This is a genomic window from Pseudomonas sp. FSL W5-0203, assembly GCF_001896155.1.
Lineage (GTDB): Bacteria > Pseudomonadota > Gammaproteobacteria > Pseudomonadales > Pseudomonadaceae > Aquipseudomonas > Aquipseudomonas paracarnis.
Genome location: NZ_MPOR01000011.1, coordinates 1 through 17,147 on the forward strand (window position 1 = coordinate 1; position 17,147 = coordinate 17,147).

At 59.9% G+C, this 17,147-nt stretch carries 19 protein-coding genes and 2 tRNA genes; 12 read left to right on the forward strand and 9 right to left on the reverse strand.

Translation table 11 applies throughout. The features are described from left to right. The 5 genes from BOP96_RS12180 (at window position 1) to BOP96_RS12200 (ending at window position 6,040) form a co-directional block, all read left to right on the forward strand. Window positions 1–77, forward strand: a tRNA-Asp gene (locus tag BOP96_RS12180). A 388-nt stretch (window positions 78–465) separates the two neighbouring features. Further along, window positions 466–3,297, forward strand: coding sequence for a xanthine dehydrogenase family protein molybdopterin-binding subunit (locus BOP96_RS12185; protein WP_073452811.1), 2,832 nt, complete (start codon window positions 466–468; stop codon window positions 3,295–3,297). After that, complete coding sequence (locus BOP96_RS12190) at window positions 3,290–3,829, forward strand: (2Fe-2S)-binding protein (RefSeq protein ID WP_014719147.1); 540 nt, start codon at window positions 3,290–3,292, stop codon at window positions 3,827–3,829. Before BOP96_RS12185 ends, BOP96_RS12190 begins: the two co-directional genes overlap by 8 nt. 2 nt (window positions 3,830–3,831) lie before the next feature. After that, window positions 3,832–5,067, forward strand: a complete 1,236-nt coding sequence (locus tag BOP96_RS12195) for a c-type cytochrome (RefSeq protein WP_032903797.1) — start codon at window positions 3,832–3,834, stop codon at window positions 5,065–5,067. A 1-nt stretch (window position 5,068) separates the two neighbouring features. Next, window positions 5,069–6,040 (forward strand): XdhC family protein, encoded by a 972-nt coding sequence (locus BOP96_RS12200; protein ID WP_014719145.1) that lies wholly within the window; start codon window positions 5,069–5,071, stop codon window positions 6,038–6,040. A 42-nt stretch (window positions 6,041–6,082) separates the two neighbouring features. Here BOP96_RS12200 and BOP96_RS12205 read toward each other — a convergent pair whose 3' ends face one another. Next, the gene (locus BOP96_RS12205) at window positions 6,083–7,366 is read right to left on the reverse strand and encodes an NAD(P)/FAD-dependent oxidoreductase (RefSeq protein WP_073452814.1); all 1,284 of its coding nucleotides are present in this window, start codon (window positions 7,364–7,366) and stop codon (window positions 6,083–6,085) included. Window positions 7,367–7,550: 184 nt separating this feature from the next. On the opposite strand from BOP96_RS12205, the gene BOP96_RS12210 reads away from it, so the two are divergent. The 5 genes from BOP96_RS12210 (at window position 7,551) to BOP96_RS12235 (ending at window position 11,107) form a co-directional block, all read left to right on the forward strand. Next, window positions 7,551–7,627, forward strand: a tRNA-Val gene (locus tag BOP96_RS12210). A 623-nt stretch (window positions 7,628–8,250) separates the two neighbouring features. Next, complete coding sequence (locus tag BOP96_RS12220) at window positions 8,251–8,967, forward strand: DUF969 domain-containing protein (RefSeq protein ID WP_014719143.1); 717 nt, start codon at window positions 8,251–8,253, stop codon at window positions 8,965–8,967. Continuing rightward, a complete protein-coding gene (locus BOP96_RS12225; RefSeq protein ID WP_056785791.1) occupies window positions 8,964–9,914 on the forward strand; it encodes a DUF979 domain-containing protein in 951 nt (316 codons plus the stop codon). The genes BOP96_RS12220 and BOP96_RS12225 overlap by 4 nt, the downstream gene beginning before the upstream one ends. 7 nt (window positions 9,915–9,921) lie before the next feature. After that, on the forward strand, window positions 9,922–10,551 hold the full coding sequence (gene pcp, locus BOP96_RS12230) for a pyroglutamyl-peptidase I (RefSeq protein ID WP_072433801.1): 630 nt from the start codon (window positions 9,922–9,924) through the stop codon (window positions 10,549–10,551). A 64-nt stretch (window positions 10,552–10,615) separates the two neighbouring features. After that, window positions 10,616–11,107 carry an anti-virulence regulator CigR family protein gene (locus BOP96_RS12235; protein WP_014719140.1) on the forward strand — a complete coding sequence of 164 codons (492 nt, stop codon included), beginning with the start codon at window positions 10,616–10,618 and terminating at the stop codon, window positions 11,105–11,107. 12 nt (window positions 11,108–11,119) lie between these two features. On the opposite strand, the gene BOP96_RS12240 is transcribed toward BOP96_RS12235, so the two are convergent. From BOP96_RS12240 to BOP96_RS12250, 3 genes are read right to left on the reverse strand one after another with little or no spacing between them, the layout of a single operon-like run. Continuing rightward, window positions 11,120–12,520 (reverse strand): heavy metal sensor histidine kinase, encoded by a 1,401-nt coding sequence (locus BOP96_RS12240; protein ID WP_073452816.1) that lies wholly within the window; start codon window positions 12,518–12,520, stop codon window positions 11,120–11,122. After that, on the reverse strand, window positions 12,517–13,188 hold the full coding sequence (locus tag BOP96_RS12245) for a heavy metal response regulator transcription factor (protein ID WP_003192516.1): 672 nt from the start codon (window positions 13,186–13,188) through the stop codon (window positions 12,517–12,519). Before BOP96_RS12245 ends, BOP96_RS12240 begins: the two co-directional genes overlap by 4 nt. Window positions 13,189–13,230: 42 nt before the next feature. After that, window positions 13,231–13,491: a DUF2790 domain-containing protein gene (locus BOP96_RS12250; protein ID WP_014719138.1), complete on the reverse strand. Its 261-nt coding sequence runs from the start codon at window positions 13,489–13,491 to the stop codon at window positions 13,231–13,233. 184 nt (window positions 13,492–13,675) lie between these two features. Here BOP96_RS12250 and BOP96_RS12255 point away from each other — a divergent pair, with 184 nt between their 5' ends. Beyond that, on the forward strand, window positions 13,676–14,380 hold the full coding sequence (locus tag BOP96_RS12255) for an HAD family hydrolase (RefSeq protein ID WP_014719137.1): 705 nt from the start codon (window positions 13,676–13,678) through the stop codon (window positions 14,378–14,380). Here the strand turns inward: BOP96_RS12255 and BOP96_RS12260 are convergent. The 3 genes from BOP96_RS12260 to csrA all read right to left on the reverse strand — a co-directional run bounded on the left by BOP96_RS12260 (window position 14,342) and on the right by csrA (window position 15,402). Next, complete coding sequence (locus tag BOP96_RS12260) at window positions 14,342–14,638, reverse strand: hypothetical protein (protein WP_014719136.1); 297 nt, start codon at window positions 14,636–14,638, stop codon at window positions 14,342–14,344. The genes BOP96_RS12255 and BOP96_RS12260 overlap by 39 nt on opposite strands. 98 nt (window positions 14,639–14,736) lie before the next feature. Next, window positions 14,737–14,997, reverse strand: a complete 261-nt coding sequence (locus BOP96_RS12265) for a hypothetical protein (protein WP_014719135.1) — start codon at window positions 14,995–14,997, stop codon at window positions 14,737–14,739. 210 nt (window positions 14,998–15,207) lie between these two features. Beyond that, complete coding sequence (gene csrA, locus BOP96_RS12270; protein WP_003192511.1) at window positions 15,208–15,402, reverse strand: carbon storage regulator CsrA; 195 nt, start codon at window positions 15,400–15,402, stop codon at window positions 15,208–15,210. A gap of 263 nt (window positions 15,403–15,665) precedes the next feature. Between csrA and BOP96_RS12275 the strand changes: the two genes are divergently transcribed. Beyond that, window positions 15,666–16,031: an SPOR domain-containing protein gene (locus BOP96_RS12275; RefSeq protein WP_019820896.1), complete on the forward strand. Its 366-nt coding sequence runs from the start codon at window positions 15,666–15,668 to the stop codon at window positions 16,029–16,031. Window positions 16,032–16,066: 35 nt separating this feature from the next. Here the strand turns inward: BOP96_RS12275 and BOP96_RS12280 are convergent, their stop codons facing one another. Then, complete coding sequence (locus tag BOP96_RS12280) at window positions 16,067–16,756, reverse strand: endonuclease (protein WP_019820898.1); 690 nt, start codon at window positions 16,754–16,756, stop codon at window positions 16,067–16,069. A gap of 4 nt (window positions 16,757–16,760) precedes the next feature. Further along, complete coding sequence (locus BOP96_RS12285) at window positions 16,761–17,012, reverse strand: DUF1654 domain-containing protein (RefSeq protein ID WP_014719132.1); 252 nt, start codon at window positions 17,010–17,012, stop codon at window positions 16,761–16,763. Window positions 17,013–17,147 lie beyond the last annotated feature (135 nt).

The following is a 17,147-nucleotide window of genomic DNA, read 5'->3' on the forward strand; positions in this document are numbered from 1 at the left end:
GCAGCGGTAGTTCAGTCGGTTAGAATACCGGCCTGTCACGCCGGGGGTCGCGGGTTCGAGTCCCGTCCGCTGCGCCATATCTGCCTCAAGGCCCACTGAACGCCTTGAAGCACAAGGAAAGCCACTGGCTCACCTTGATCCGATAGCAAAGACCCTGGTCGAAAGACCGGGGTTTTTTGTGTCTGGGGTTTGGAAAAAACCTCATCTTCTTCGCTACCACCAGCGCTCATTATCGGCAAACGGCCGACAGATCATTTCGATTCTGTCGGCCGTTTTTGCGTTCTTGTGTCAAAAAATTTCAATGTGGTTATTTGCCGCAGGCGCAGAAACCTTTAAAGTTAACCCTTCGGTCAACTTTGCACTGTCATCATGGCCTTTTGATTCGTCGAGAAAGGCTTCTGCAAGTCTCCAGATTCGGTGTACTTAACCATAAGGGCGGATTTATAACCGCTCAGAGGATGATCCATGTCCAACCGTGAAATAACCCGGCGCTCGTTCCTTCAGGGCGGGCTGGTGGCGGGTGTGAGTGTCACGCTCACGCCGCTCAGCACCCAGACGCTGGCTGCCTTGATGGAAAACAGCGTGACCGTGCCGTCTGAAAAGTGGCTCGGCCATAACGGCAAGGCGCGCCAGCGTAACGATGCCTTGTCGAAAGTCTGCGGCAGCAAGGTGTTTGCCCGCGACATCCGTTCCAAGGACATGCCTGGCTGGCCCCAGCAGCAAGGTCACGCCATGTTGCTCAAAACCATCAAGGCCGACCACATCTACGCGGGCTACGACCTGTCGTGGCTTGGCGCCGAGTTGCAGCCGGACCGCATTGTCACCGCTGCCGACCTGGACAAAGACGGTATCGTCTTCCCGGAAGAACATGCGCCGGATCCGTTGTTGCCCGAGGGCAAAGTGCCGATGTTCATCGGTCACCCGGTGGCGATCCTGATCTGGAACGACTTCGAGCGTTTCCGTCAGGCCAAGAACAAGCTCAAGTTCAATGACAAGGCGATTCGTTACGGTGCCAAAGTGCCGTATTACGAAGGTGACCCCTACGGTAGCTTCCGCTACGTGCGCGTGGGTGGCCCGACCTCGGCCGACGAAGACGAATTCGCCAGCCTCAAGGATTCGATCCTGTTCCCGATGCTGAAAAACCGTCGCCCGGTGTGGAATTCCCAGCCAAACCTGCACGGCAACCTGACCGAGCGCGGGCTGTTCTACGCCGAGCGCATGAAAAGCCAGATCAACACGCCACCGGACAACTGGCTGGTGTTTGACGAGCGCTACAAAACCCCATCGATCGAACCGGCCGCCATGGAGCCGGACAACGGCAACGGTTGGTACGATCCGGCGACCAAGACCCTGCACTTTGTGGTGGCCACCCAGTGCCCATTGGAAGTGGCGACCGAGACCGCCAAGATGATCTCGCCGTCGCGCTTCGGCCTGGCCCACCTGAACATGCATCCGGGTTATACCGTGGGTTACGGTTCCAAAGACCACAACATTTTCGTCTACTACGCCGCCCTCGCTGCGTTGTATGGCGCCGGTGTACCGGTGCGTCTGGCCAATGATCGTTACGAGCAATTCCAGAGCGGCATCAAGCGTCACCCGTTCGATATCCGCTATCAGTTGGCGGTCGACAAGAACGACCACAGCTTCAAAATCTTCCTCGCCGACATGAGCGTCGACGGCGGTGGCCGGATCAACTACAGCCCGTCGGTGGCTGCGGTCGGCGCCACGGCGGCGCAGTCGATCTACTACATGCCGCAGAACGACCTGCAAGTCACCGCGTACCATTCCCGTGGCGTTGAAGCCGGTTCGATGCGGGGCTACGGCACCCTGCAAAGCATGGCGGCGACCGAAATGATGGTCGACGAAATCGCCGGTCGCCTCGGTGTGGATGCCATTGAATTGCGGCGCAAGAACGCACTGCGTTCGGGCATGAAGAACACCCAGGGAGCGATCCCTGCCGGTGCGTTGCGGCTGCACGAAATTCTCGACAAGGCCGCTGCGCACGACGTATGGAAAAACCGCGACGCGATCAAGCAACAGCGCGAAGCCGCAGACCCGGATAACTGGTATGGCGTCGGTTTTGCCATCTGCCAGAAAGACTTCGGCACCGGTTCCGAAGCGCCGATGGCCAGTGTTGAATTCAGCGCTGACGGCCGCATCAGCCTGCGCCACATCGGGATCGAAATCGGCACCGGCATGTCCACTTCGCAATCGCTGGTGGTCGCCGACTTCCTTGGCAGCCCGGCCCACGAAGTGAAGACCGGCGAAACACAATGGCAGGAAATGCAGTTGGTCACCGGCGGCAACCCCTACACCATGAGCCAGGCCGAGCAGGACAACCTGCTGCGCAACCCGCGTTGGGTGGGCAAGCTCGCGTCGGCGTCGTCCGCGACCAACTCGGCGTACTACTTCAGCCACGCCACCCGTGAAGCGGCGCGTGTGCTGTTCAACCACGGCCTGTGGCCAGCGGCGCTGGAGATCTGGCGCCAGGGCCCGTTCGGCGGCCAGGCCAACCCCTATGTGGTGCGCCGCGAAGACGCACATTGGGTGGACGGCAAGCTCACTGCCAACGGCATGCAGCCATTGAGCTTTGAAGAACTGGCCAAGCGCGCTCATGAGCGCGGCCTGGTCACCGCTGCCACGGTCCACGGGTTCAACCGCTGGAGCTGGGCCGAGGCTGAGTACAGCATCGACGGTGTGCGCGAGCGCCTGCCGCTCGACGGTCTGGCGGTGAAATACGGCGATGGCGCACCGAAAGCCAAGCAGGCGCTGATGAGCACTGCCGGTTTCCACCTGCTCGATCGCCAGAACGCCAGCTATCCCGCCACCCAGTTGAATAACGCTGCGGTGACGTACTACAGCCCCGTCGCCACGTTGGTCGAGTTGAAGGTCAACAAGGGTTCGGCGCAGGTCGAAGTGCTCAATCACCATTCATGGGTCGAGTGCGGGCGTGTGCTGGTTGAAGAGTTGGTCAAAGGCCAGCTCGAAGGTGGAGTGGCCATGGGTATCGGTCACGCGTTGATGGAGGAAATGCCGTTGTACGAAGGCGGGCCGGGGGAGGGCGACTGGAACTTCAACCGCTACCGTCTGCCGATGGCGCGTCACGTTGCCGTATGGAAACAGACCTCGGAGATTCTGCCGGCGCTGTCGCCAAGCGACCCGTCCAAAGGTATCGCTGAAGTGGTGATGATCCCGATTGTCGGGGCCATTGGTAATGCGGTGGCACACGCCATCGGTAAACGTGTTCGCGACCTGCCAATCACGGCTGCACGCATCAAGGAGGCCCTCAATGGCTAACCGTCCGCTTCAACTGACCCTCAATGGTCAACCCGTCGGCCCGGTGGACATCCCTGATGACCTGCCGATGATCGACTACCTGCACGAATACAAAAACCTCACGGGCTCGCGGCTGGGCTGCGGCCAAGGCATTTGCCACGCCTGTGTGGTGATCGTCGACAACCCGGACGGCACCAGCGAAGAAGTGCGCACCTGCATCACCGGCGCGCATTACTTTGAAGGCAAGCAAGTGCGCACTATCGAAGGCCACGCCAAGCGCGATGAGTCGGGCCAGGTCACTGAGCTCAACCCGATCCAGCAGCGCTTCGTGGATGAGTTCGCCTTTCAGTGCAGCTATTGCGCGCCGGGCTTCGTCAATGCGGCGACCGTGTTAGTGGAGAAACTGCAACGCCAGCCGACCGTGTACAGCAAGCTGGAACAAATCATCGAGGACAGCCTCGGTCATCACGTCTGCCGTTGTACCGGGTACGTGCGTTATTACAACGCCACCCGCAACGTGCTGACCGATCTCGGCCTGGTCAAGGAGGGTTAAGCATGAAGCTTTTTCTGACCCGCCTGGCCTTGGCGGTCGGCCTGGCCGCGCCGGTATTGTTTGCCCACGCTGATGATCAAGCCAAGCGCGGCGAATACCTCGCCCGCGCCGCTGACTGCATGGCCTGCCACACTGCACCGGGCGGTGCGCCGTTTGCCGGCGGCCTGCCGATTGTCTCGCCGTTTGGCACCATCTATGGCACCAATATCACGCCAAGCAAAGAACACGGCATCGGCTTGTACAGCGATGACGAGTTCTTCGCTGCGTTGACCGAAGGCAAGCGTCGCGACGGTGCGTACTTGTATCCGGCGATGCCCTACACCTCGTACCACCTGATGCCGCGTGAAGACTCGGACGCCATTCATGCGTACCTCAAAACCATCGAGCCGATCAAGCGCGCAGCGCCGGTCACGAGCCTGAGCTTTCCCTTCAACGTGCGCCTGGGCTTGATGGGCTGGAACGTGTTGTACGGCAAAGCGCTGAAACTGGAACCGGCCGAAGGCAAGAGCGAAGCCTGGAAGCGCGGCCAGTACATGGTCGAAGTGCTCGGCCACTGCGGCGAATGCCACACGCCACGTGGCCTGCCCGGTGCGATGGAGCTGGACAAGCGCCTGACCGGCGGCATCCTCAATGGCTATCTGGCGCCCAGCCTGCTCGCCACGGACCTGGCCGCGCGCGGCTGGAATGAGCAGGACCTGGCCACGTTCCTCAAGCACGGCATGAGCGCCCAAGGGACGATGTTCAACGAGATGTTCCCGGTGTTCCACAACAGCACCCAGGGCCTGAGCGATACGGACCTGGCCGCGATGGCGACCTTCCTGCTCGGCGATAAACCGCCGGCAGCCAAGGCGTTGGTCGAAGTGCCGGTGGACAAGCTCGGCCCGAGCGCTCTGCGCGGCCGCCAGGAATACCTGAACGTCTGTGCCGGTTGCCATGCCGCCGGTGGTGAAGGCAAGCCGCACATCGCGGTGGCGATGCGCGGCAACACCACGCTGCGTCTGGAAGACCCGCGCAACCTGGTGCGGGTGATCGAGGACGGGATCGGTGAGCAGAAGTTCTCCGGGTTCGAGCACATGCAACCGATGCCGGGCTTCGCTGGAAAACTCAGCCCGGCGCAACTCACCGATCTGATCAATTACCTGCGCCAAGGCTGGGGCGGGCAATCGGCGGAGCTGGCGGTGAGCGATGTGCAGAAGTTGCAGGCTGAGGCGCCGTCCATCGAGCACAAGGCGCACTGACATGCAGCATCTGGACCTGCAGGTGATACGACGGGCGCTGGAGTGGTCGGTGGCCGGGCAACGCATCTGGCTCTGTACGGTACTGGCCACCTACGGCTCGGCGCCGCGTGCGCCGGGTTCGTTGCTGGCAGTGAACGCCGCAGGGCAGTGGATTGGGTCGTTGTCGGGTGGTTGCGTCGAGGAAGACTTTCTCGAACGCGTCGCTGACGGTGCGTTTCTCGATGCGGTCAACGTGGTGCGCTACGGCGCAGGGGACGATCCGCGCTCGCGGGTCAGCCTGCCCTGCGGCGGCATTCTCGAAGTATTGGTTGAGAAGTTCGAGCCTGACTGCGAGGTGCAGGCGCACCTGCGTGAAGTGGAGTCGGCGCTGCTCGGGCAGCGGCGCTTGATTCGCCAGGTCGACCTGGCCAGCGGGGCGCGCCGCCTGGTCGCTGATTGTGAGCAGGGCGCGCGCATCGAGCGTGACAGTGAGCGGGTGCGCCTCCGCGTCGGTGCGGCTCAGCGTCTATTGCTGGCCGGGTACTCCAGCGTGGCGCAGGCGTGTGCCGAGTTTGCAGTCGGCCTCGGGTTCGAAGTGATTCTCTGCGACCCACGCGATGAAGTGCTCGAAGGCGTGGTGCTCAATGGCGTGGAGATTCGTCGCCAGTTGCCGTCGGTGTTTATTGCCGATGGCGGCTGTCACCGTGATACGGCGGTGGTTGCGCTGACGCATGACCCGCGTATCGACGATCTGGCGATGATGGAAGCGGTGCGTACCGACGCGTTCTACATTGGCGTGATGGGGTCGTTGCAGACCTCGCAGAAGCGCTTTGAGCGACTGCGCCGCATCGGTGGGTTGGGGGAGCCTGAACTGGCGCGGATACACGCGCCCATCGGGCTTAACCTGGGGAGCAGGACGCCGTCGGAAATTGCGTTGGCGGTATTGGCGGATATCGTGCGGATTCGCAGCGGGATTGCTCGCGACCGGCTCTGAAGCGCAGCCCTGTAGGAGCGAGCAAGCTCGCTCCTACAGTGTTTACATCCCGAATTTATCTCGCAACCCGTAGTACCAAGCCCCCAGCGCCGCAAACGGCGTGCGCAACATTTGCCCACCCGGGAACGGGTAATGCGGCAAACCCGCAAACGCATCAAAACGCTCTGCCTGACCCCGCAAGGCCTCTGCCAGTACTTTGCCTGCCAGGTGCGTGTACGTCACGCCATGGCCGCTACAGCCCTGGGAGTAATAGATGTTGTCACCCAGGCGACCGACCTGCGGCAAACGCGACAGGGTCAGCAGGAAATTGCCAGTCCAGGCGTAGTCGATCTTCACGTTCTTCAGTTGCGGAAATGCCTTGAGCATTTTCGGCCGTATAATCGCTTCGATATTCGCCGGGTCCCGCGCGCCATACACCACGCCGCCGCCGAAGATCAGGCGCTTGTCGCTGGTGAGGCGGTAGTAGTCGAGCAGGTAGTTGCAGTCCTCGACACAGTAATCCTGTGGCAATAAAGTCTTGGCTACTTCATCGCCCAGTGGCGCCGTGGTGATCACTTGGGTGCCACACGGCATCGACTTGGCCGCCAGCTCCGGCACCAGATTGCCCAGGTAAGCGTTCCCCGCGACGATAATGAATTTGGCCCTGACCTTGCCTTCGGCGGTATGCACCACCGGATTAGCGCCGCGCTCGATGCGCACCGCTGCCGATTGCTCATAGATCGTGCCGCCCAGAGATTCCACAGCCGCGGCTTCACCGAGCGCCAGGTTGAGCGGGTGGATATGGCCGCCGCTCATGTCCAGCAAGCCGCCCATATAGTTGTCACAGGCCACCACTTCGCGGATGCGTCGCTCGTCCAGCAACTCCAGTTGCGTATGGCCGTAGCGCTCCCACAGACGCTTCTGCGACTCCAAGTGGCCCATGTGCTTGCTGTTGAGGGCGGCGAACACGCCACCGTCCTTCAAGTCGCACTGGATCTGGTACTTGGCCACGCGCTCACGGATGATCCTGCCGCCTTCAAACGCCATCTGCCCCAACAACTGCGCCTGCTGAGGCCCGACGCTGCGCTCGATCACGTCGATATCGCGGCTGTAACTATTGACGATCTGCCCACCGTTGCGACCCGAGGCACCAAAACCGACCTTGGCGGCTTCCAGCACCGTAACGCGAAAGCCGTTCTCCAGCAGAAACAGCGCACTGGAAAGCCCGGTATAGCCGGCCCCGATCACGCACACATCGGTCTCGACCTCACCTTGCAACACAGGACGGGGCGGAACTGCATTCGCAGAAGCGGCGTAATACGACTGGGGGTAGGGGGTGTTCGCCATCCTGGAACCTCTGTTTTATATTTTTTACGAGTGCGCCGATCCTACCTGAGTTGAAAATTGCCTGCCAGCCACCCGAAAATCACGGGTGTACCCGGCGCAAATAAAAAATTCGCATATTCATAGGGTTAGCTGCAAAAAAGATGTTGACACCCCTCCGGAATTCCGTAGAATGCCGCCTCACAGCAGGCACGTAGCTCAGTTGGTTAGAGCACCACCTTGACATGGTGGGGGTCGTTGGTTCGAGTCCAATCGCGCCTACCAAACAAAATCCGCTCTGCTGGGCGGTCTGGAAGGGCTCACCGAAAGGTGGGCCCTTTTTTGTTGCCTGAAATTTGGGCAAAGGAAAGTCAAGACGCCGGGCGGCGTCCTTTCAGGGCTTGTATGTCCAATCAGGCGAAAAGCGTCGCCACCGCCAGCAGGCAAATTACCTGGGCGAACAGCTGGCAGCGTATTTCGCCAAGCGTGGTCGCCATATTACTCATTTGTCCGGCATACATAGCGGGAACCCTCATTGTCGGCGTGACACCGTGAATGAACTGCAAGTACACACAGCTGCACCGTGGAGTATAGGTGCAGATCAGGAATTTTCCCTGCCGACGCCATAGCGAGTTCATCCTCACGTCTTTTCCAAAAAAACTGCGCTGAATCTCTCCATGGTGCCGTACCCCCGATGCCATCCCCCCACAAAAATTATTGGTTTGCAGCAACAATTTTTCTTGTTGGACACCCCCGTCCCCAGGCAGCAAAGTTGCCGCCACTGACGCTCGACCTTCCAGGTCAACAATAAAAAACCGAGCCGATTGCACGCCATTTTCATGCTGTGAGCCCTTTGCCCACATCCTGCTGTAATGGCGCCGCAGCGCGCACTAAAGGACCTCTTCGCCATGCAAACTGTTGTGAACTTATGGCCGTTGATCGGCGTACTTGTCATCGTGGTCGGCTTTGTATTGCGCTTCAATCCGCTGTTGGTGGTCACCGCGGCCGCCATCGCCACCGGGCTTGCCGCCCAGTTCCCGCTGGAAAAAATTCTCGCCACCATGGGCGATGGCTTCCTTCAGACCCGTGCCTTGCAACTGATTCTGTTATTGCCGCTGGCGGTGATTGGCCTGCTGGAACGCCATGGCCTGCGCCTGCATGCGCAGAACTGGATTGCACGCTTCGAACGCGCCACGGTCGGGCGCTTGCTGATCATCTATCTGTTTGTGCGGGAGTCCACGGCTGCCATGGGGTTGACGAGCCTGGGTGGGCATCCGCAGATGGTGCGGCCGCTGCTGGCACCGATGGCCGAGGGCGCCGCAGAAAAACGTTATGGCAAGCTGCCTGACAAGCTACGCCACAAGGTACTGGCCATGTGCGCTGCCACCGACAACGTCGGGTTGTTCTTTGGTGAGGACATCTTCGTGGCCTTTGGTGCGATTGCGTTGATGCACACCTTCCTGCTTGGCTCGGGGATTGATGTGGAGCCGCTGCACATTGCGGTGTGGGGCATCCCGACGGCGATCTGCGCCTTCATCATTCACGCTATCCGGTTGCATCGTTTCGACCGGCGCTTGACCCGCGAAATGAGCTCGGCCACCGCTCCAGTGGAGGCTGCTCAATGATTATTTCCATTCAATACCTGTACTGGCTGGCGGGCGTGCTGTTGCTGATCACCGCCGGCATGATCCTGCTCGACCGTTCCCACCCCAAGCGCTGGTCCAGTGCGCTGTTCTGGTTGTTGTTCGCCGTACCGTTCCTTATAGGCGAGCGCTTGCCTTCGGTGGTCATCGGAGTGGGTGTGGTGGTGATGGCATTGATTGCGGGCTTGGGCGGCGTTGGTCGTGGCCAGCATGCCGAATTGCACGACAAGGCGTCCCGCGCCAGTGCCGGGCGCCTGGGCCACAAACTGTTCATCCCGGCGTTGGCGATTCCGCTGACCACGGTGATTGGCTCAGTGTTGCTCAAACACACCGAAATCGGTGGTGTACCGCTGCTGGACCCGAAGAACACCACCTTCGTCTCCCTGGGCATCGGTTGCCTGATCGCCCTTGGCCTGGCCTGCTGGCTGACCCGGGATACGCCGGTACAAGCGTTACGCGAATCCCGTCGCCTGACCGAAGCCCTGGGCTGGGCCATGGTGCTCCCGCAAATGCTGGCGATGCTCGGGCTGTTGTTCAATGAGGCCGGGGTGGGCACGGCGGTCGCTCATGTCACCACCACCTACATCAACCTGGACTACAAGTTGGTGGCGGTGATGGTCTATGTGTTGGGCATGGCCTTGTTTACCGTGATCATGGGCAATGGTTTTGCGGCCTTTCCGGTGATGACCGGTGGCGTCGGCGTGCCGGTGCTGGTGGGGATTTACGGCGGCAACCCTGCGGTGATGGCGGCCATTGGTATGTTCTCGGGCTATTGCGGTACGTTGATGACGCCCATGGCGGCCAACTTCAATATCGTACCGGCGGCGCTACTGGAACTGCCGGACAAAAATGCGGTGATCAAGGCCCAGATACCCACGGCGCTGATGATGCTGGTGGTCAATATCGTGCTGCTTTACCTGTTGATGTGAGGTCATTGTGCAAAACGTATTGCTGACGGGCTTCGAGCCCTTTGATAAGGCGGCGGTAAACCCTTCTTGGGAGGCCGTGCGCCAGTTGGACGGTGTGCAGTTGTGCGAGGGGGTGCAGATAGTTGCGCGTTGCTTGCCCTGCGCATTTGCCACCGCGGCCGAGACCTTGCTGCAGTTGATCAACGAACTGCAGCCGGCAATGGTCATCGCCACAGGCCTGGGGCCTGGGCGCAGTGATATTTCCATCGAGCGCGTTGCGATCAACGTTAACGATGCGCGTATTCCCGACAATCTGGGCGCTCAGCCAATTGATACCTCAGTGGTGGAGGGCGGCCCGGCGGCGTACTTCTCGACGTTGCCGATCAAGGGCATGGTCAAGGCGGTGCGTGAGGCGGGTATTGCGGCCTCGGTATCGCAGACGGCGGGGACGTTTGTGTGCAACCAGGTGTTTTATCGTTTGCAGCACGCCTTGGTGGGGACTGGGGTGCGCAGTGGGTTTATTCACGTTCCCGGCTTGCCCGGATCGAGCGAGCCGTCGATGGTGCTATCGACAACCGTGGAAGGGCTGCGGGTTGCGGCGCTGGCAGCCTGGCAAACCCAGGCGGATGTTGTCCTTGCCGGTGGCCAGATCAGCTGACAGCTGTACGCTGTGTTGCAATTTCAACTACAGTTCCAGCACACCCTTGCCTCGGAAAGTCGCCATGTTAAAGCGTACGAAACTTGTATCGGCTGCGTTGTCGCTTGCACTGTCCGTCACCAGTGGCCTTGCCCTTGCAGATCCAGGTAATGGCAAAGGCCAAGGCAATAACAAGGGTGATGCCTATGGTGGGCAGGACAACGGCAAAGGTCACGGTAATAACAAAGGTAATGCCCAGGGCGGGCCGGGTAAGGCCAAAGACAAGGGCGGCCAATCCAGGAACGACTTCAGCGTTGATCGCGGTCTTGTACTGAACGTGCTGGGCGGTCACCGCGATTATTGGCGCCCAGGGCCAGCCTTACCGCCTGGCATTCAGAAAAACCTGGCACGCGGCAAGCCCCTGCCGCCTGGTATTGCCAAGAAGCTGGACGGCCGCTTGCTGGGGCAGTTGCCTCGTTATGATGGTTACGAATGGCAGCAAGCGGGAACCGACTTGATATTGGTGGCCATTGCGACCGGTATCATCTACGAAGTTCTGAACGGTGCGTTTGATTGAGGTGTAGCGCCCTCAGGCTTCACGGCCGGGGAAAAACAACTCAAAACAGGTCACGCCATCTTCACTGCTTACACGGTACCGCCCGTTATGCAGTTGCATGATGGTCGCCACGATCGAGAGCCCCAGGCCGTTGGACTGGGATGAACGCTCGCGGGATTCATCCACCCGGTAGAACCGTTCGAACAGCCGCGGCAGGTGCTCAGCCGGGATCGTCTGGCCTTGGTTGCTGACTTTCAGGTTGATGCCCGCGCCATCCGGCACTGCCTGGATACTCAGCTCCGAGCCCGGCGCGCCATACTTGATGGCGTTGGCACACAGGTTGGCCAGGGCACGGCGCAGCAACATCGGTTCAGCCCAGATCACCCCTTCGCCCAAGGCGGTGATGTGCATGTCCACATCACCGGCCAGCCCCTCGAAGTAATCCGCGATGCGTTCCACTTCATCCGCTGCGTCCAGCGCCTGGCGTTGGCGCAGTGCGCTGGCGGGGTCGGTGCGGGCCAGGAACAGCATGTTGTCGAGCATTCGCGCCAGGCGTTCCAGCTCTTCGACATTGGAGGCCAGCAGTTGCTGGTAGCTCTCGATGCTGCGCTGCTGCTGCAGGGCCACCTGGGTTTCGCCGAGCAGGTTGTTGATCGGGGTGCGCAGTTCATGGGCCATGTCGGTGGACACTTGGCCCAGTTGTACAAAGCCTTTGGCCAGGCGTTCAAGCATGGTGTTGAACGAGTCGATCATGGGCAGCAATTCTTTCGGTGCGCCGTGGCTGTCGAGCCGTTCGGCCAGGTTGCTGACGCCGATCCCTTGGGCATGCCGGGCCAGGCGGCGCAACGGCAGCAAGCCGCGATGAACCAGCAGGTAACCCACCAGCGCCAGGATGATCGCGGCGATACTCGCCTGGATGTAGACGCTGAGTCGATAACTGGCGAGCACCGCGGTGCGCTCGGTCATCAGGCGGCCGCTGGTGATTTGCAGGCTGCCCAGGTCGCCGGAGTCGATAGCCACGGCCACCAGCGAGAAGGGAATACCGTTCAGGCCTGGCAAATGTTGCACGTCGCTCAACATGAGTTTGTGATCCTTGGGCAGCGGCTGGATCGACGGCAACTCAATATTCCCCGGGTTTACCAGCAGCAGTGGCTGTTTGCCGGGGGCGGCAATGCTCAGCACGGATTCGCGATTGCCCAGCATGTTCTGGAACAGCTCTGGCTTAGTCTTGATCAAGTCCAAGGTATTGCTGTCGTTAAGCAGGTTGCGCAACTGATCCACTCGCGATATCAGCGCGGCGTCATCGCGGCGGATCAGTTCGCGCTCCAGCTCCCGGTACAGCGCCACGCCCAGGGTTGCCAGCAGGGCGAAGGCGAGCAGGGCGAAGATCAATGCCAGGCGCAGGGTCAGGGAGTAAGGGTGCTGGCGGCTCATGGCTGGGTATCGAAGCGGTAGCCAATGCCCCGCACGCTGTGGATCAGCTTGAGCTGGAACGGGTCGTCGATTTTCAGGCGCAGGCGGCGCACGGCGACATCCACCACATTAGTGTCGCTGTCGAAGTTCATGTCCCATACCCGCGAAGCAATCAGCGAGCGGGACAGCACTTGGTCCTGGTGCGTGGCAAACAGGTGCAGAAGGGCGAACTCTTTGTTGGTCAGGGTAATGCGCGTGCCGGCGCGGGTGACCCGACGTTTGAGTACGTCAATGTGCAGGTCGGCGATGTGCAGTTGCTCTTCATCCCGGCTCGGGCCACGACGGTTGAGGGTACGCAGGCGCGCCACCAGTTCGGCGAACGAAAAGGGCTTGATCAGGTAGTCATCGGCACCCAGTTCAAGGCCTTTGATGCGGTCGGCGATGTCATCGCGGGCGGTGAGGAACAGCACCGGCGTATCGGCCTCTTTGCGCAGGCGACGCAGCACTTCCCAGCCATCCATTTTCGGCATCATCACGTCGAGTACGATCACGTCGAAGGGCGTTTCAAGGGCCTGGTGCAAACCGTCCACGCCATCGCGGGCCAGGCTCACACAATGCCCCAGTTCCTGCAGGCCATTGAGCAGATAATTGCCGGCCTTGGGTTCGTCTTCGACTACAAGGATGTTCATGGGAAGTGCTCTGCTTCAATAAGTTGCGCCAGTGTAGCCCGATCAATTGTCATTGGCGCAACCGGTGCCCTGGACTTGGTAATCCAGCACATGTTCGCGGTCTTGGTGGTCCAGGTAGCGCAGTTGCGCCGGCACAACCCCGCATTGGCCGTAGGTGTCGGTGCTCGACAGCACCTTGGCGACATCCAGGTGCACGAAGAAGCCGGTCTTGTCATGGATCACGTTGGCGGCAGGGGCGGCGTCGGCAGCGAATACCGAGCCAGTGACGAGCAAAGCGGCGAAGCCCAGGGCAATCAGTTTCATGGTGGTGTCTCACGTTCCGGGTGGGTAGTGAGCTCACGGTAACCAGGCGACCCCAACAGCCAACCAACAGGATCATGACAAGTTCGTCATTTTTGCCTCGGAACTGACGGGCCAGATCTCGGCGTTTACAAGCGTCAAGGTGATCCGTAGATTGCAGGGGCCCAGCCCATGAGGAAGCCGTGCAGTGTCCAGCCCAACTCCAAACGTATTTACCCGGCGTTACCGCGCCTTTCTGTTCGATATGGACGGGACCCTGCTCAACTCCATTGCGGCTGCGGAGCGCGTGTGGGGCATCTGGGCTGCACGGCATGGCTTGGATGTGGAAGCGTTCCTGCACACCATTCATGGTGCCCGCGCGATTGATACGATCACCCGCCAGGCGTTGCCGGGTGTCGATCCACAGGTAGAAGCCCAATGGATCACCGAGGCTGAGCTGGACGATGTCGAAGGCATCGTGGCAGTTCCCGGCGCGGTGGCGTTTTTGGCCAGCCTGCCCGTCGATCAATGGGCGTTGGTCACCTCTGCGCCAAAAGCGTTGGCCGTGCGCCGGCTGCAAGCGGCGGGCATTCCGGTGCCGGCGGTACTGGTGACAGCCGAAGATGTAAAGACGGGCAAGCCCGATCCGGCCTGTTATGTGCTGGGTGCCCAGCGCCTGGGCGTGCCGGTGCAAGACTGCCTGGTGTTCGAGGACGCCACAGTGGGCATTCAGGCTGGGGAAGCGGCGGGGGCGGATATCATGGTGGTGACCTCGACACACATGGCGCCGATGGTGACTGCCCATGCTTGCATCGAGGAATATAGTGCGTTGAAAGCCGAGCGTGGGGCTGATGGCTTGCTGTCCTTAAGTCCGTTACCGGTCTCGGCCTTCCAGGCAGTCGAGGGAGTCTGATAGCGCCTGCAACCGGCTGTTTTTCATGCCTTGGCGCGACATCACCATTTCCCTGAGTATCTCGGTGGCGAGCTGGTTGATGGCCTCTGTACCGTGATAGTGCGCACGCACGATGCCGGTAATCGCGAAGTGATCGGTCTCTGGGCCGCTGAGCACGGCTGACAGGGTGCCGTCGGCATGCAGCGTGCACTCAACCCTGTAGCTCGGCAGGCGTTCTGCCAAGGCTTTTTCGATTTGGGATTTGTTGAGGGTGTCCATCTGCTTTTGCACCTTTGATTAGCTGCGCAACGCAAGCCCAATGATAGGTGGTGGTGCGGCGGTGTAAATACCGGCGATCCGATAACCGCTAAACGCCCTCAGCGTGCGGCTTTTTCATGGGCGCGATGAGCGGCGCGCTGACACAGCTTGCGCAAGATCACCTTCTGGATGGGCTTGAGGCAGAACACAAGCAGGTAGCCACAGAGTAGAAGCGCCAGATCCACCCAGGAATGGGTGTCGGGATCGGCCCCTTCAACTTCCATTCTCAGGCCACACCCGAGTGCCACGAAGGTCAGCCCTATCAACAGGGCAATCATCCAGGATCTGGAAACAAGGGATTGCGACGCGGCTGGCCTCATCGACGTGTTCCTGAAATGCACTCGGATGGCAGGATAAAGTGTCAGAAATTGGGCTGCCAATAGCGCGACAAGTTCCGGATACCCTGACAGTTTCATCTTGCAGCGAAGGGAAAGCTCAAGGCGCGCTGGTCACGCGGGGAAACGCGAGCAGGCCAATTGGGTTTTCGCCAGCCGTTACAGTGAACGAAAAGGCTGGCTACTGGAGGCGTTTCAAGGCGTCTGGTTTTTGTCGGGTGCAGTCAGGCCGGCCTGGATACGCTGGTAAATCTCCTCGCGATGCACGGCAACATCCTTAGGGGCGTTGATGCCGATTCGTACTTGCTGGCCGCTAACGCCCAGGATGGTGATCGTAATGTCATCACCGATGTTTATGCTTTCACCGACTTTGCGGGTGAGTATAAGCATGGACTTCTCCTTGAATTACTTTTAAGGACACATGTTCAGACAGGGTAGGTGTCGGATGTGTGTAGCTTACTGCGAAGCGCTTCCCTGTGACTGCCTCTTTCTAGGACGCATAGAGGCGACATTAATTCCCATGGCGGTATCATACAGGTCGCGATACATGATTCGCATTGTTTAAGCCAACGTTTATGACGGCCAGAATAGACAGTGAATGGTAAAGTTGCCTCTTTGATCCTCAAAGGAGCAGGGCAGTGCGTAAAGTAGCGATGGCAATTGTGGTGTTGGCGTTGGCCGGATGCGGTGAAGGTAAGTCGGTCGATGCCCCCAAGGCCAAGCCTGCCGTGACCGAAAGCCTGCCGCAAACCGGTGCGATTGCCGCTCAGGAGTGGGATATACGGGTCGGCCCGCCGGACCACAAGCTGCAGGCGATCACCGACCTGACCGCCTGGTTGCTGGAACACGGCTTCAATTTCTATATCGTCAAAGTCGACGGCAAGGATGAGGTGCTATTGGGGCCGTTCGCGACCAAAGCCGAGGCCGAAGCCAAGCAGGCGCTGCTAAACGAAAAAATGGCACGGGCCAAGAAAAACGACACCGTGTCGGAGATCATCGAACACAAGGCTGCGCAGTAGCAGCAGGCCAGGTGGGCGGGCAGCCCCGCCCACGTTCAGCCGCAGGCCTTCAGGTTGACCGGGCCGACGAACTCATTGCCGCGCCCCATCACGCAAGCCACGGTCTGGTTGCGCTGGCGCTCCCAGATTTGCACCGGATAGGTCTTGTTCCAGGCTTCATACAATTGCCGGTCCTGCTTCGACAGGCGTAGGCCGTATTGCTTGCTCATATAAAAATACGTACGTGCGATCATTCCGCGAATGGACGGGCGCGGCATGACTTTCTTTGCCTTGAAGTCCACCTGGGTCAGGCATGAGCCATACTGCCCGCTTTGCACCGGCAGCCAGCCAAAGCTGAAGTTGTTACGGTCGCCATTCACTTCGCCGATGCTCGGCACCAGGTTGTGCAGGTCTGCCTCGGCGCGCTTGAACACCTCATCATGGCGCGTGCAGTTTTTTCGCCCGCCATTTTGCCAGCATTGGCGCAGATGCCCGATTTGCCAGGCCGGTACGATGTGTTCCCACTCAATGCGCGCGGCGCGGTTGGCGTTTTTGCGGGGGATGTAACCGCAGGCTTTCAGGTTGACCCGGTTACCGGTGTATTTGCAGCCGCAATAAAATTCGGTGGATTGCGGCGCGTAGAGCTTCCAGGCGATTTTCTTGGCTTCGCTGAAGGTTCGAGGGGCTTGGGCGTTGGCGGTGACGGTTAAAAACAGACAGCACACAGCAATAAAACGGGCACTCATTGAATCAATCTTCCTTCGGCACAACCCAGAAAATCTGCACGCCACCGTCATCTCGATAGGCGAGGGTGACGTTGTCGTTTTCCGAAATCTCTTCCAGTAAACGTTGCCAATCGGTCTCCGGTTCATCGGGTAAACGGAAGATCAACGCTGCCTTGGCTTTTTGGGCGTTGGTCGAATTGATGATTTTTTGCACGCGGATAGCCAGGCGCTGGTAGGCGTCAGGCGATGCAGGGGCTGCGGAAGAGGGCTTTGCCACAGAACATTCCTTAATTGGCTGTACGCACATACAGTATTTAACTGTAGGCAATTTCGCAACTGCTTAAATTTCAAGAAGTTCGTCTGACAGCGAATCAGGAAGTTTGTTGAGGTGCGGGGGGAGAGGGGTTGAATA